17 protein-coding genes are annotated in these 13,990 nt (G+C 68.5%); 8 read left to right on the top strand and 9 right to left on the bottom strand.

The genetic code is table 11. From position 1 onward, the window contains the following. Positions 1 to 519 precede the first annotated feature (519 nt). The 3 genes from ABZS54_RS11415 to ABZS54_RS11405 form a co-directional block, all read right to left on the bottom strand. Positions 520 to 897: a hypothetical protein gene (locus tag ABZS54_RS11415; protein ID WP_355533589.1), complete on the bottom strand. Its 378-nt coding sequence runs from the start codon at positions 895 to 897 to the stop codon at positions 520 to 522. Positions 898 to 1,005: 108 nt separating this feature from the next. Then, the gene (locus tag ABZS54_RS11410) at positions 1,006 to 2,031 is read right to left on the bottom strand and encodes a TIGR03617 family F420-dependent LLM class oxidoreductase (protein WP_355533587.1); all 1,026 of its coding nucleotides are present in this window, start codon (positions 2,029 to 2,031) and stop codon (positions 1,006 to 1,008) included. Further along, a complete protein-coding gene (locus ABZS54_RS11405) occupies positions 2,028 to 2,927 on the bottom strand; it encodes an enoyl-CoA hydratase-related protein (RefSeq protein WP_355533585.1) in 900 nt (299 codons plus the stop codon). The genes ABZS54_RS11410 and ABZS54_RS11405 overlap by 4 nt, the downstream gene beginning before the upstream one ends. Before the next feature lie 174 nt (positions 2,928 to 3,101). Here ABZS54_RS11405 and ABZS54_RS11400 point away from each other — a divergent pair, with 174 nt between their 5' ends. Then, positions 3,102 to 3,917, top strand: a complete 816-nt coding sequence (locus tag ABZS54_RS11400) for a coniferyl-alcohol dehydrogenase (protein WP_355533583.1) — start codon at positions 3,102 to 3,104, stop codon at positions 3,915 to 3,917. A gap of 68 nt (positions 3,918 to 3,985) precedes the next feature. Here the strand turns inward: ABZS54_RS11400 and ABZS54_RS11395 are convergent, their stop codons facing one another. Both ABZS54_RS11395 and ABZS54_RS11390 read right to left on the bottom strand, forming a co-directional pair. Then, positions 3,986 to 4,183 carry a DUF397 domain-containing protein gene (locus ABZS54_RS11395; protein ID WP_355533581.1) on the bottom strand — a complete coding sequence of 66 codons (198 nt, stop codon included), beginning with the start codon at positions 4,181 to 4,183 and terminating at the stop codon, positions 3,986 to 3,988. After that, a complete protein-coding gene (locus tag ABZS54_RS11390; RefSeq protein WP_355533579.1) occupies positions 4,162 to 4,959 on the bottom strand; it encodes a helix-turn-helix transcriptional regulator in 798 nt (265 codons plus the stop codon). Before ABZS54_RS11390 ends, ABZS54_RS11395 begins: the two co-directional genes overlap by 22 nt. A gap of 621 nt (positions 4,960 to 5,580) precedes the next feature. Here ABZS54_RS11390 and ABZS54_RS11385 point away from each other — a divergent pair. The 3 genes from ABZS54_RS11385 (at position 5,581) to ABZS54_RS11375 (ending at position 7,023) form a co-directional block, all read left to right on the top strand. Further along, entirely contained in the window at positions 5,581 to 6,030 is a 450-nt protein-coding gene (locus ABZS54_RS11385) for a hypothetical protein (RefSeq protein WP_355533577.1), read from the top strand. Positions 6,031 to 6,199: 169 nt separating this feature from the next. Beyond that, on the top strand, positions 6,200 to 6,673 hold the full coding sequence (locus ABZS54_RS11380) for a hypothetical protein (protein WP_355533575.1): 474 nt from the start codon (positions 6,200 to 6,202) through the stop codon (positions 6,671 to 6,673). After that, complete coding sequence (locus tag ABZS54_RS11375; RefSeq protein WP_355533573.1) at positions 6,670 to 7,023, top strand: hypothetical protein; 354 nt, start codon at positions 6,670 to 6,672, stop codon at positions 7,021 to 7,023. Before ABZS54_RS11380 ends, ABZS54_RS11375 begins: the two co-directional genes overlap by 4 nt. Before the next feature lie 314 nt (positions 7,024 to 7,337). Here ABZS54_RS11375 and ABZS54_RS11370 read toward each other — a convergent pair whose 3' ends face one another. From ABZS54_RS11370 to ABZS54_RS11360, 3 genes are all read right to left on the bottom strand, one after another. After that, positions 7,338 to 7,817, bottom strand: a complete 480-nt coding sequence (locus ABZS54_RS11370; protein ID WP_020555350.1) for a MarR family transcriptional regulator — start codon at positions 7,815 to 7,817, stop codon at positions 7,338 to 7,340. A 317-nt stretch (positions 7,818 to 8,134) separates the two neighbouring features. After that, positions 8,135 to 9,088: a cyclase family protein gene (locus ABZS54_RS11365; RefSeq protein ID WP_355533571.1), complete on the bottom strand. Its 954-nt coding sequence runs from the start codon at positions 9,086 to 9,088 to the stop codon at positions 8,135 to 8,137. Positions 9,089 to 9,192: 104 nt separating this feature from the next. Further along, positions 9,193 to 10,299: an alcohol dehydrogenase catalytic domain-containing protein gene (locus tag ABZS54_RS11360; protein WP_355533569.1), complete on the bottom strand. Its 1,107-nt coding sequence runs from the start codon at positions 10,297 to 10,299 to the stop codon at positions 9,193 to 9,195. A gap of 352 nt (positions 10,300 to 10,651) precedes the next feature. On the opposite strand from ABZS54_RS11360, the gene ABZS54_RS11355 reads away from it, so the two are divergent. From ABZS54_RS11355 to ABZS54_RS11345, 3 genes are all read left to right on the top strand, one after another. Next, entirely contained in the window at positions 10,652 to 10,966 is a 315-nt protein-coding gene (locus ABZS54_RS11355; protein ID WP_355533594.1) for a type VII secretion target, read from the top strand. 232 nt (positions 10,967 to 11,198) lie between these two features. Continuing rightward, complete coding sequence (locus ABZS54_RS11350) at positions 11,199 to 12,284, top strand: amidase domain-containing protein (protein WP_355533567.1); 1,086 nt, start codon at positions 11,199 to 11,201, stop codon at positions 12,282 to 12,284. 83 nt (positions 12,285 to 12,367) lie between these two features. Beyond that, on the top strand, positions 12,368 to 12,760 hold the full coding sequence (locus ABZS54_RS11345; protein ID WP_355533565.1) for a hypothetical protein: 393 nt from the start codon (positions 12,368 to 12,370) through the stop codon (positions 12,758 to 12,760). A 15-nt stretch (positions 12,761 to 12,775) separates the two neighbouring features. On the opposite strand, the gene ABZS54_RS11340 is transcribed toward ABZS54_RS11345, so the two are convergent. Then, a complete protein-coding gene (locus tag ABZS54_RS11340; RefSeq protein ID WP_355533563.1) occupies positions 12,776 to 13,300 on the bottom strand; it encodes an N-acetyltransferase family protein in 525 nt (174 codons plus the stop codon). Between the two features lie 93 nt (positions 13,301 to 13,393). Here ABZS54_RS11340 and ABZS54_RS11335 point away from each other — a divergent pair, with 93 nt between their 5' ends. Further along, the gene (locus tag ABZS54_RS11335; protein ID WP_355533561.1) at positions 13,394 to 13,987 is read left to right on the top strand and encodes a hypothetical protein; all 594 of its coding nucleotides are present in this window, start codon (positions 13,394 to 13,396) and stop codon (positions 13,985 to 13,987) included. Positions 13,988 to 13,990 lie beyond the last annotated feature (3 nt).

Below are 13,990 nucleotides of genomic sequence, written 5' to 3'. Positions count from 1 at the left end.
GCCGGGTACACGGGCGAGGTCGGGGGCGGCCGCGGCCAGGTGCGCGGTCGCGGGCACGGTCGGGAGCGGGGGTGTCGTCGCGGTCCTGGGGCGTGGGTGGGGTCGGGTGCACGGCGAAGCCGAGTCGGATCCGGGGCCGCCCGTCGTCGCGGGACTTGGGTTTCCCGGCGAGATGGGATGCCGGTCGGCAGAAGGGGCGCCGGCGGCGGGAGGAAGGGGCGGGCGGCGGGTTGGGTCGGCCGGGCGAGTGGGGTGCGCGAGTGGGCCGGGGCGTTTCGGCCGGCGGTGGGCCGTTCGGGGTGACGAGGCGTCACGAAGCAGGATGCGGTTGGGCGTTACTGCTTCGCCGGGCTCGAAAGCCGCAGGTCGGGTCGAGCGCGGAGCGAGACGAGTGCGTCGGGGTCCGGGTTCCGACTCCCTCGACGGGATTCGATCGGGTGGAGCGGTGAGTCACACCTGAAGTGCACGAAACCAACGCTCGGCTCCCCCGCACTTGCCCAGCCCCGGCAAAACCGCAGGTCACGTGAGCCCGCGACTCCCCAGGTTTCGCCGCGATCCGGTTCGAGACCTCCACGACCGATCAAGCCGCAAGGGTTTGTCGGCCCCGGCCCACAAGCGCTCGAACTCCTCGGCGGAGATCTCGGCAGCCCGGGGCTGGTCCTGCCGGCCGTCCGGGTTGCCTTCGGAGAGCACACCGGACTGCCTTTCACAGCCACCCATCGCGGCCCGGTCGGCGTTGTCGCGCAGATGTAGGACTTCCTCCAGGGAAGCGGCCGTCACCGGTTGCGCGTCCGCCCCTCGGGTCGCGACCTGACGCGTCGCCCAGCCCTCGTCGTCGGCCTCGAAGTACAGCCACAGATCTTCGTCCTCGAAGTAGGTGCGAAACCACGTCGTCATGCCGCAATCCTCACCCCCTGACGAAGTCCCCCGCCACGCCGACCAAACGCATAGGGGCCCCGCCGTTGCCGAAGTCACCCACGCCCGCGCCCTCAACCCCTATACCCCTCAACCCAGTTCGTGGAAGGCTGCGGCGACCTCCGTCCAGCGTTCGATCGCCTCGGTGTCCTCGCGCCAGGTGCTCACCGCCGAGTAGGCGACGACGCGCGTGGCGACCCCGCGGTATCGGTTCATCAACGCCTCCGCCAAGCCGTCCCACGGGGCACTCACCGTCAGCGTGTCCAGCACCTCGTCGTCGATCGCGGCGGCCATGCCGGCGCGGTCCTTGGCGCCGAAGAGGCGGTGCAGGCGGGGCTGGAGGTCGTCCCAGCCGTGGGTTTCGAAGACTTTGGCGTAGCCGGGCGTCGAGCCGTAGAAGGCCAGCCGCAAGCGCAGCTTGGCGCGTTCGGCCTCGATCTCCTCCTCGGTGTCGCCGGTCGCGGTCATCACCGGGCAGACCAGCGCGAAGTCCTCGGCCGCGCCGCCGGCGGCGAGTTCGGGACGGACCACGTCCCGGATATAGCGCACGCTGTGCAGCGGGTGGATGTGCAGGCCGTCCGCCACCTCGCCGATCATCCGCAACATCCACGGGTTGACCCCGGCCAGGTAGATCGGCGGGTCGGCGATCGAACCGCCCGGCGTCCACTCCGGCGTCATCAGCGTGAACTGATAGAAGTCGCCCTTGAAGCGCAGTCGTTCCTCGCCCCGGAAGGCCGCCCAGATCGCCCGCAACGCGCCGACGTACTCGCGCAGTCGCGGCCCCGGCCGGTCGAACTCGGCCGAGTAGCGCCGCTCGATGTGCGGGCGCACCTGGGTGCCCAGGCCCAGTACGAATCGGCCGCCGGTGGCCTCGGACAGTTCCCAGGCCGCCGACGCGGTGACCATCGGACTGCGCGCGAACGCGACCGCGATGCCCGTGCCGACGGTCAGGCTCTCGGTCGCCAGCGCCGCGGCGGTCGCGGCGGTGTACGCGGTGCGACCACCTTCGGTGAGCCATAGCCCGTCGAAGCCGGCCCGCTCGGTGGCGGCTGCGGCGCGTTGCATGCCGCGTAGAGTGAGGCCGGCTGCCATGACATCGAGCTGAGGGGGCGTCACTTGTTCTCCTGTACAGAGGATTCCGCGGATTCCGCTTCGCGTACACGGTCCCACGCGCCGGTGACCGTGCCGGTCCAGCGCGGCGCGCGCCGTTCCGACCAGGCGCGCGGGCCCTCGCGCGCGTCTTCGGTGCCCATCAGGATGCGGTGGTACGCGGTTTCCAGCCGTTCCACCTCCTCCGGGCCGGCGTCCGCCCACAGCAACCGCTTGGTCAGCGCGGCCGATACCGGGTGGACGTTGGTGGCGATGTCGTGGGCGATCTCCAGCGCGGCGGGCAGCACCTCGGCCGCGGGCAGCGCACGCGACGCGAGCCCCAGCGCGAGCGCCTCACCCCCGCGGAACGTCCGCCCGGTGAGCAGGATGTCGGCGGCCACCGCCCGCGATGTGGCGGCCGGCACCGTCCAGTGCGACTGAGCGTCGGGCACCATGCCGCGCCGGACCTGGGGAATCGCCAGCTTGGCGTCCTCGGCCACGATCCGGATGTCGCACTGCATCGCCAGGGTGAACCCGATGCCGATCGCGTGCCCGTTGATCGCCGCGATCACCGGCTTGCGCACCGCCCAGGCGGGCGGCTGTACCGGCGATGCGCTGAAGGCCCGCGCTCGGGGTTCCGACGCCGGCCCAGGCCCGGGCCCCGATGCCGGCGCCACTCCCGGTCCCGACTCCGGCCCCGGTCCCGGTCCCGCGAACGTGTCCGCTGCCGGCGACATGTCGGCGCCCGCGCAGAACGCCCGCCCCGCGCCGGTCAGCACCACCGCCCGCACCTCGTCGTCCGCATCGCACCGCGCGTAGGCGTCGCCCAACGCGCGGCCCATTCCCCCGGAGAACACGTTGAGGCGGTCGGGTCGGTCGAGCGTGACGACGGCGACGCCGTCGCGGATGGCAAATCGGATCACTCTGGGACAGTAGGGCGCTTCCTTGACAAGATCAAGCGAAAGTTTCGGGCGGACGACCCGGCCCGACGATGCCTTCGATTTCCGACGCGGAGGTGGCGGCGGAGCAGATTGTTGACCAGATCAAGGAGCGATCCCTAGGGTCTGATCAACCACTGTCACGAGGGGGACTTCACCATGACCAACCCGTTCGGGTTCGAAGGCAAGCGCGTTGTCGTTACGGGGGGCTTCTCGGGTGTGGGGGCCGCCCTGGTCGAGGTGTTGGCCGAGCAGGGCGCCGAGCACGTCACCGTGCTCGACCTCAAGGAGCCGACCGGGTCGGCGCAGACGTTCATCCGGACCGACCTGTCGGACCCCGCCTCCGTGGACGCCGCCGTCGCCGCGATCGAGGGCCCGGTGCACGCCCTGTTCAACAACGCGGGCGTGGCCGGCACCCTGCCCGCGCCCACCGTGTTCGCGATCAACTACCTCTCGCTGCGCCGGTTGACCGAGGCGCTCGTGGCCAAGGAAGCGCTGCCCGAGGGCGCGGCGATCGTGAACACCGCGTCGATCGCGGGCATTTCGTGGCCGTCCCACCTGGAGGCGATCAAGCAACTGATCGCGATCGAGGACTGGGACGCCGCGCAGGAATGGCTCGCGAGCAACGAACTCGGCAGTGACGCCTACAGCTACAGCAAGGAACTCGTCCAGGTTTACACGATGCACTACGCCCGCACGGCCTCCGCAAAGGGCCTGCGGATCAACAGCGTGTGCCCGTCGCCGATCGACACCCCGCTGCTGCCGGACTTCCGCAAGACGATCTCCGACAAGGTGATCGACTGGAACGTCTCCCAGGGCAACGGCCGACTCGCCACCGGCCGCGACGTCGCCCTCGCGCTCGCGTTCCTGGGCTCGGACGCGTCCGGCTTCCTCAACGGCGTCAACATCAACCTGGACGGCGGCTTCAACGCCGGCCTGACGGTCGGCAACCTCGACTTCTCCGGCCTGGCGTAACGCCCGAACCACACCCGATGCGACGCCCCGTCACCCATCGAATCGGGCGACGGGGCAGGGCACTTGCCTTAGCCGCGCAACGACGCCGTGAGCGCAGCCCAGGAGGCGCCGGGCACGACCAGGTACCCGATGCTCGGGTCCTTGCTGTCTCGGACGGGGACGACACTGGGGAAGTCGTCGGAGACCTCGACGCACGCACCTTGATCGTCGTTGCTGTAACTCGACTTACGCCAGGCAGCGGCGCTCAGGTCGGGGGTTGTGTGCATGCCTCGTACTCCTTGATTGCCGCACGGATCATGGTTGCCGATTCCCTCGGGGACAGGGCGTAGGCACTCACCCGATCGTAGGCCCGCTTGCGCGTGGTGACGATGTCCGGATCCTCGACGATCTGCCCGCTCGCGCTGCCTTCCACGTAGATCAGCGACGTGCCATCCTCCAACTCGATCACGATCTGCGTTGCCTCGCTCAGGCCAAGTCCCCCACGACAGAGGGGCAGTACCCGGGCGGTGCCGTGCTCGTGATCCATCATCGGCAAGAGGGCGGCGAGTTGTTCCGCCATGACTACCGGCCCTCCGATCCAGCGGCGTAGGACCGACTCGTCAAGGATCGCCGTGAAGTACGGGCTCGGGGTTCTGTCGAAGATTGCGCGTCGGCCCATCCGGGCAGCGACACGGGCTTCGATCTCTTCGTCGGCTGCCCCCCGGTCCGCTTCCCGAAAGACCGCTCGCGCGTAGGCCGGAGTCTGGAGCAGCCCGGGAATACGGAACCCTGCCCACTCCCTCAAGCCCAAGGCGTCGTTCTCCAGACCCATGTATTCCAAATACCGATCCGGGAACCGCACGCCGCGCAGCATCTCGAACAGAGCGGTGAACAGCCCGTTCGTTCCGAACGCGGCATCGAGCTTCGGGCACAGTTCTTCGGGAACCGGACTGTCGCAGGTCTCGAAGCGGCTCATCGACGCCTTGCTGTAGCCCACGACGTCGGCCAACTCCGTTACGGACATGCCGGCTCGCATGCGGTGCTCGCGAATCTGAGCGGCCACGCGTTGACGCGGTGATCCGTTTGTCGGATCGGTCCGACGCTCCCTGAATCGCACGCGCGTACCCCTCTTTCGTTCCAATTGCATCCGCAACGGTGGGCTTCTTCAAAGGCTAGGCCGATTGGCCGATCCTTGACCACAGAGTGGCCGAATCACCACCCACTGCAACCGAAAGTGTCACTCCGGCGCGCGATGAACTCCCGCGTGTGCCAAGGCTGAACCCGAACCCCCTCCCCGACCGACCGTGCGGGGTGAGGGAGTCGGCGCATTCGTTCCGTGGTCGAACGACGGCACGACGAAAGATGGATGGCAGGGGGCGAGGAAATGCCTGGACAGCGTCTCGCCCCCTGCGTGCCCCAACTGGAAAGGACACGTCACCACGATGACAGATCGCATCGGATGGACCCGACGAAGCTCGGCTCGCGCATTGGCCGTGGATACCGATCGGCAGCACGAACAGCTGTACCTGCCCGCCCGGAAGCCGGCCGACGGGTCGAGCGTCGACACTCCCTCGCTCGCCCCGCGCCCGACGCTGCTTGGGCGCCTGCGTCCGCGTCGGCTGTGGCGGGCCTGGCGGTTGTCGGTGCGGTTTCGCGCGCTGCACTCGGGCGGGCGGGGCACGCGATGACCACCCGGGAGTGGCCTTCGGGGAGTACGCAGGAGGACCTCGACATGGGCCGCGCGTTCTTCGAGTGCTACCGGCACGCGTGGTGTCGGGACGCGTACTCGGGTCGTGAGGGCGTACTCATGGATGTGCTGGGTCGTCAGGTCTACCTCCGCCTGCGGACGGGCATCGAATTCGTCTGCCACGTCCAAGACTTGGTCATTCTCCGACCTCCTCCTCCGGTACTGCACGGGCGCGTTGCGTACGTCGGGGCGAAAGACGCGACGAAGCGGCCCGATGGCACGCTCATGGAGATGTGGGCCGTGGACAAGGGCACGTTGGCGATCGTCCAACCACCGACCGGCCCCGCGTGGTTCGCGCTGCTGGCGGACCTGGAGCGGGCCGACTGCCGGCTGGGCCCGGTAATGCATCGAACGGATCCTCCGCTTCCGTTCCGAGCCGGGAAATAGCACACGCTGGAGCTACGAGGTCGAGCGCTTACCACGCGGCTGACCGAAAGCTTTGAAGGCCCCGTGCCCTCCGGCATGGGAGGGCACGGGGCACCAGGGCTTGAGGATGCACGGTCGCATCGGGTCCGCTTCACCACAGAAGTCCAACATCCGAGCTACTGTGGATGTCATGCCAACGGCTTATGAGGACGTGCCCTTCAGCGAGCTGCTCCACCACCCCGCCGCGACCACCCGCAGGCTGGATTCCGTGCGTGCGCTACGACTGCGGCGACGCGATGCAGGAGATCTCGCCCTGATGCGCGTCGACCAGATGGAGCAAGACACCTCGGTCATGGATTTCGCCTCACGCCTGCTGGCCGGGCTGGTGCGGACCGAGAACATCGCCGCCTTGCGCCAGGTACTGCCCGAGGCCCTGCCATGGAGCACATTCCTGCCCGCCGATGACATAGACACCCTGCTGTCCGAACTGGTGGACACGGCGCGCGGCGCGGTGGCCCTGGACAACCTCGCCCCGATCGCGCTCCTACTCACCCAGTGGCGGCACAGCGCCGAGATCTACGCTGATCCCGCGCTGCTCGACATCCTCACCCGCGAGCCGGATGGCGACCTCGGATCGGTCCCCATGCCCGAGGCTGCTGAGTGAGCCCAAAGCGCGGAGACCGGGCCGCGCCACCCCCTATCGGCGACGAGTACGACCTTCGTTTCGCCAACACGGAGGCAGCCGACGGCTGGGAGCACTTGGGCCGCCAGGCGGCGGGCAACCTGCGCCGCGCGTCCGAGAAGATCCGAGCCGCCCCCCGCGCCGTCGACAACCCCCACCGTCAGCACCGTCTCAAGGGAAAGCTCGGCATCTGCACCTTCAAAGGCCAGGAACTGGAACGTTGGCAATACGAGGTCACCGGCGACGGACGCATCTGGTATCTGCTCGACGACGTCAACGGCATCGCCTGGATCACCTATGCGGGTAGCGTCCACCCCAAGGCCACCGACTGAGCCGATCCCCACCCTCAATCGCCGCAGGAACGGGCGGTCGAGGTTACGAATGTGAAGTCGAGCGGCGGGATTCGGCGTCGGACAGGCGGCGGAATCCTCAACTTCTCCGGCTTGGCGTGGCACGAATCGGATAAGGGATAGGACACCGATAAATCGGTGACCGTGCAGGTGAGCCGCACAGTGGTGGATGCGGGTGATGCGCACAATTGCCAGGGCCTCTTGTCGACGACGGTCGACAAGAGGCCCTGGCAGTTTGGGGTATGACGAATAGTCAGGCGCCTTGCCCGAAGGCGCCGACCGCGCGCTCGGACGGCTCAGACGGCGGGGTCCTCGACGGCTGCGGGAATCTCGCCCTGGGCCATCTCCTCGACGAATCGTTGCAGCAGCGTGGCGAACGTCTCGCGGTCCGTGTCGCTCCAGCGGTCGAGCATCTCGCTCATCCGCCGATCCATGACGTCGTTGAGCCGGCGCCGGACCGAGTCGCCGCGCGGCGTGAGCGAGACGAGGCTGACCCGCCCGTCGTCCGGGCTGGGCGAACGCCGCACGTAGCCCTCCCGCTCCAGTTGACCCACCTGGCGCGCGGTGGCGCCCGGGTCCATATTCGTCATGCGCGCCAACTCCCCCATCGGGAGCGGGCCTTGCTTCTCGATGCGGCGCAGCAGCACATAGGCGGGCTGCGAGATGGTCGCGCCCGCCGCGGCGGCCTGGCCCGCGTACACTCGGCGGCTGGCGTGGCGCCGAAGCAGGGCCTCCAGCGCCCGCTGGATCGCTTCGACGTTTTCGGTGGAGTTCACCCGACCATGATAGCAGTCCTTGACTGCGTCAATTTAATACTGTGCGATAACGTGCATAACTCGGATCGCATTCCGAACCCGTCGCACAACACGACCAGAGGTCCCATTGATGGGCGCGCGAACGGGGCTTCGGATCCCGGAAGATCCGCGCGGCGGGGTCTGCGGTGCACGGCGGTACGCGACGCACTCGCGATCATGTGTGATCACACGTGATTGATATCCGCGGCCGAGCGGCCTGCCTAAGCGGTCGCCTCGGTCCCGACGGAGGAAACGAGACCGAGACGACCTGCCCATGGACTATGTCAGTCGTCAGACGATCAGACAATGGCAACCGGATTGATGGGGCTGCCTGTCGCGCCCGTGACCGGAAGCGGGGCCACACACAACAGACACGAATAGGCGCCGGCTTCCGCCATCGCCTCGGCAAGCTCGCTCAACCACAGGTGTTCGAGAAGCGGGACACCGGATTCGACGAGCAACGCGATGTGTACCGACAGAAACCGATCGTCGAACGGAATGCACTCGATCGCGCTGTTGTCCGCGCCGACGACGCTGATGTCGTGGGCGCGGATGTACTCCACCGCGTCGAGCGACAGACCGGGCTGCGCGAACGAGGGTTCGCGGCCCGCCGCGACCGTGGCCCGGTACTCGTCCAGGTAGCCGGTGCGGACCAGCAACGCGTCGCCGGAGCGCACCTCGACGCCCTGCTGCTCGGCGCACCCGGCCAGGTCGGCGCCGGTGATCTTGTATCCGCCCTCCAGGTACGGCGTATCGAAGTGGCGCGGCAGGTCGAGCAGCACCGCCCGGGTCGCGAACGCGCCGAGCTTGTCGATCCCGCAGCGCCCGGCACCGGTGTGCGAGCGGAAGCTGTCGGCCGGGAAGCCGTTGTAGAACCGCCCTTTGGCCTGCACGTGGCACAGGGCGTCCATGTGCGTGAGGTTGTGCGACGGGATGATCAGCACGTCCTCGTTCGAGCCGACGTCGTCGCCACCCTCGAACCCCTCGTACATCGCGTCGGTCTGACTGACGAGCGTCAGCCGCTGCGGTGTGCCCCGGAAGTCGAAGGCGGGTTGGTTGTCGCGCACGATGGGCAGGGCGAGCGAGTACGACCGCCCGGTCCGGATCTCGTGCGCGGCGTCCCGGACGCCGGCGGGCTCGATCAGGTTGAGCGCCCCGCGTTCGTCCTCGCCGCCCCAGCGGCCCCAGTTGCCGGCGGCGGGCGCGGATGCGGACCCGGGTGCGCCCGTACCGGATCGGGTGTCGTCCGTCATGCGTGGGGCGGTCCTCTCGGGCGGCCGGCCGGATCGGCGATCCGCTTCCGGCGGGCGGGCCGGTCGGATCGGCGATCCGGCCGGGCGGTCCGGTCCGGCGGGCCTCAGAACGCGATGACGCCGCGCGCGATCCGTCCGTTGTGCATGTCGTCGAGCACGTCGTGGAAGCCGTCGGCCGGATAGACCTTGGAAACCAGGGCATCCAGGTCGAACTTGCCCTGGCGGTACAGCTCGACGATCGTCCGGATGTCCTCGTGCGGACGCACGCCGCCGGCGCGCGTGCCCAGGATGCCCCGGTCGCATTGGAGCAGGTTGGCGATCCGGATGTTGGCGGTCGCGGTCTGCGCGGGCTGGCCGACGGCGACCAGCGTGCCACCCCAGTCCAGCGCCTCCATGGCGTTCTCCAGTACGGCCGGGATGCCGGTGCACTCGAAGATCCAGTCCACTCCGCCCGCGCCGAAGACGCCGACCTTGACCTCGTCGCTGTACGGGAAGAGGGTGCGGATCTCGTCCGCGACGTCCACACCCTTCCCGGACTTGACGAAGTCGGTCGCGCCGAACTTGCCGGCCAACTCGAACTTGCCGGGCACGGTGTCGATGCCGACCACGCGGCCGGCGCCCTTGAGCCGAAGTGCCTGGACGGCGGACAGGCCGACCCCGCCGAGGCCGATCACGGCCGCGGTCTGGCCGGGCAGTACGTTCGCCCGGTTGAGCACCGCACCCGCGCCGGTGACCACGCCGCACGGGACCAGGCACGCGGAGGTCAGCGGCACATCCTTGGGGATGCTCACGCACTGGATCTCCTTGACCAGGGTCAGCTCGGCGAAGGTGGACGCGCCGGCGAAGTTCCACACCGGCTCGTCGCCGATCGCGAACGGCGTGCCCCGGTTGCCCAGCGTCTGGCGACAACGGTTGGGGTGTCCGGTCTGGCAGTGCCGACACATCCCGCATGCCGCGATCGTGGTGATCACCACGTGGTCGCCGGGTGCCACCGACCCGACTCCCGCGCCGACCTTCTCCACGATGCCGGCGCCCTCGTGCCCGAGTACGGACGGCGTGGGCCACTCGATGACGCCCTCCAGCACGCTCACGTCGCTGTGGCAGACCCCGGTCGCGACGATCCGTACCAGGACCTCACCGGCCTCCGGGTCACGTACGGTGACATCGTCCCGGATCTCGGCGCCCGTGGCGGTGTGCAGGATCGCGCGCATGTACCGTCTCCTCGTTCCGGGCGGACGGCCCGCCGCGAGGTGTGTTCGCCGCGCACCGGGCCGGCCCACCCCAAGCCGAACTTCCACATCCTTGATCAGTACAACCGATTCTGATTATTCACCGGTCGTCACAGAGGTCAAGGCATACCGGACACGGGATCTGACGCACCGTCGGATAGTCGCGAACACATACGGAGGGTGACATTCCGGCTACTTTGCATAGCGGAGGTAGAGGGATCCCCATAAGTGCGTCAAGGACGGCGCCCGCGCACTCACCCGGCCTCTCCCGCCTTCCCGACTCCACTAGCTTCGTGAGCCGGAACTCGCCAGGGGGAGGTACGTTCGGGTGGAAATGGACATAGGGATCGATCCGACCGCGACCGGCGCAAGTGGGGACACGGTGCTCGGCCTGTCCGGCCAGGTCAAGAAGCACCTCGATACCGCGTTATGGACGAGCGTCGCAATCGGCACCGGCGAGCCGGGTTGGTTGTCGGCCACCGCACTCGGCAACTGCGGAGCCGCGTGGCAGCGACACCTCGGCACACTGGCGGACGAGATGGGGCAACTCGGCGAGAACGTCCGCGCCACCGCAGATCAATACGATTGGGCGGACGGCGAGATCGCCAAACGGCTGTCGACCGGACTGAACAACCTCGGTCGGGCATGACATGGACGTCGGGCAGTTACGCGCGACCGACCTCGGCAAGTGGCGAACCGCCGCACACGAGTGGACCGAGGCCTCTCACTTCACCATGACCGCCGCTCAAGACCTGCGCTCGCAGGGGGTGGCCCCGCTCGACAAACACTGGACCGACGCCGTCGGCCAAGGGGCCGCACAACGGATCGCCTCGCTCGCGGACCGGCTGGAGGCAGGCGCCGACATCATGAAGGGCGCCACGATGATCGTCGAGGGCCTGGTCACCTCGATCGACCAGGCCCAGCGCACGTTGGCCGGCGCCGAGGCGATGGCGAGCGCGGCCGGCTTGCGGATATCGGCGACGGGGGCGGTGGAGGACCCGAATCCGACGCCGGCCCACGCCACCCCGGAGGACGTACGCCAACAGGAGTTCGACCTCCCCGCCCGCGCGGCCAAGATGGAGGAGATAGCCGCCCTGGTCGCCCAGGCACTGCGCGCGGCTACCCAGGCCGACGAACTGGCCGCACCGGAGCTGGACAAACTGGCGGCGCAAACGGGAGTAGCGGATCCGACGCAGGCTCTGACAGGCCTTCAGGGCGAGGCGTCGAGCATCGAACTGGCCATGCTCGGCGGTGATATCCCGGTGAACATGGAACCGGCGTTCGTCCGGAGCTGGTGGGCGGGTCTGACCCCCGAACAGCAGCACACACTGATGTTGTCCGATCCGGTGACGCTTTCCAAGTTGGCCGGCCTGCCGAAGTCCGTCGCGGATGAAATGCGCGGCCCGGACGGGAAGTTCGATCGGGTCGCGGCGGTGGAGTGGGCGTTGGCGAACTGGGACAACACCGAGGGGGACATCTTCGCGAACAACTGCACGAACTTCGTCTCCGAAGCGTTGGAAAAAGGCGGCCTCAAGTACAAGATCGGCCCCTTCGGAATCCAGGGCGGAGGCGACGACGTCTGGGGGCGGGGCGGTAACCTGCATACGGGCTGGGGGTGGCTGGACGACAAGGTCAACAACAACATCACGCACTCCGCGACCTGGATGAATGCGGGAAAGCTGCAAAATTTCCTGTTGGAAAACGGCAGCGAGGACATCCCGAGGTCCGAAGTCCGCCCCGGGGACATCATCTTTCTCGACCAGTCCGGTCCGAGCCCGGATCACAAACCCGGCGAACCACACCACGCCGCCATCGTGACCGCGGTGACACCGGACGGCGACATTCGCTACACCCAACACACCGATCCTCGCCAAAACGTCAGCCTCGACGGCCGCATGCCGGGAGAAATCAAGGCGGAAGGTACGCAGACCGTCCGCGTCGTTCGAGTGAAGCCGAATTGGTACTGAACGAGGGAGGCCGGCTCATCGAACAACCGGCAGTCGGCCCCGTTCCGCCGAGGGCGTGGCGTTGGACCGCGTGGGCTGTACTGGTGATCGCGTTGGCATCGATTCCCTTGGTCAAGGTCGAGAGTGATGCCTGGGCTCGGCGGGATCGGGAAATGCGGGCCGCCTGTGGGTGGTTGCCGGTTGCCGATCGAGAGGTGATCGGGGCGTATGGCTCTCTTGCCTGCGGGGTTACCGTGGCCGTGTTGTGGCTCGGGTTGTGGGCGGTCGCGCGGTGGCGCGGCTTTTCGTCGCTCTCGGGTCGGGCCGGGAAGTTCGCTTGCGCAGCGTTCTCGCTCAACCTGCTGCCGCTTCTCATCGAAGTGATAGCTGCCCTCACACTCCCGGAAGAGCAGGTGAACACCGGGCATTTCTGTGAGGGCCGGGCGTCGACGGTCGGACACGGGGTGCGGCTGATGAGGGCTGCTTGGCGCCCCTGATCCGGGACGGCGTGGTCAACCCACCGTCGGGCTGCGGCGTTCGAGGAGAGTGACGTCGCGCCACTGGCCGAGATGGCGGCCGACGCGCTCCCGGGTGCCGATGGTACGGAAGCCGAGCGCCGTGTGCAGGGCGAGGCTGCCGGTGTTCTCCGGGAAGACGCCGGCCTGGATGGTCCAAATGCCTGCTGCCTCGGTGGAGGCGATCTGGGCGGCGAGCAGGGCACGACCCACCCCCCGGCCCGACGCGTCGGGGTGGACGTAGATCGAGGTCTCCACCACACCGCGATAGACCGCGCGCTTGGAGGTCTCGCTCGCGGCCACCCACCCCAGTACCGCGCCGGTCCCCTCGTCGAGCGCGACGAAGCGGTGGTCGGGCAGTTTGCCCGCGTCGAATTCCACCCACTCCGGCGCGCTCTCCTGGAACGTGGCGTCCCCGGTGTCGATGCCGAGTTGGTAGATCGCGAGCACCCGGTCGGCGTGCTCGGGGCGCATCGGCACGATCGTCGAGGCGGTGGTGGCGGCAGCAGCGGTGGTGGTCATGGCGCTCTCTCCGGGGACGCGGTGGGCGGCAGAACCCCCATCCTGACGCAAATGCACATGCGCCCCGCACCCGCACCCGGTATAAATCGCCGGATGGGAACAGAGGCAGCACAGGATGTGGAATCGACGGTCGCGCACGCCGTCGCGGTATTGACCGAGGCCACCGAGGGTGAGCGGGACTGGTCGCGCCCGGCGGGCGGACTGGAGTGGGACTGTTGGTACACGCTGGTGCACGTGGTCGGTGACCTGTACGCGTATGCCGGCCAGGTCGCGTCCGGCCGGATGGATGACTACGTCCCGGTGGACATCCACGCCGACGACGACGCGACGCCGAGCACGATGTTGCACGCCGTCCGCGCCGGCGGCACGATGCTCGCGACCGTGGTTGCCGCGCGACCCGACTCGGCCCGCGCGTTCCACCCGTACGGGATCTCCGACCCGGACGGCTTCGCGGGAATGGGCATGATCGAGGTCATGGTCCACATGCACGATCTGGCGGCCGGCCTCGACCTGGCCTACGAGCCCGATCCGCAGATCTGCGCCCGGGTGCTGGCCCGGATGTTCCCCGACGCCCCCACCGGTTTCGCCCCGTGGCCCGCCCTGCTGTGGTGCACGGGCCGTACCGAACTCACGGGCCACCCGCGCCGGGTCGGCAAGTGGCGCTGGCAGGGCCTGCCCGACGCATAGACC

Origin of the sequence: Embleya sp. NPDC005575 (assembly GCF_040605455.1) — a bacterium.
GTDB lineage: Bacteria > Actinomycetota > Actinomycetes > Streptomycetales > Streptomycetaceae > Embleya.
The sequence above is the reverse complement of the archived record's forward strand: the minus strand, read 5'-3'. Positions and strand labels throughout refer to the sequence as shown.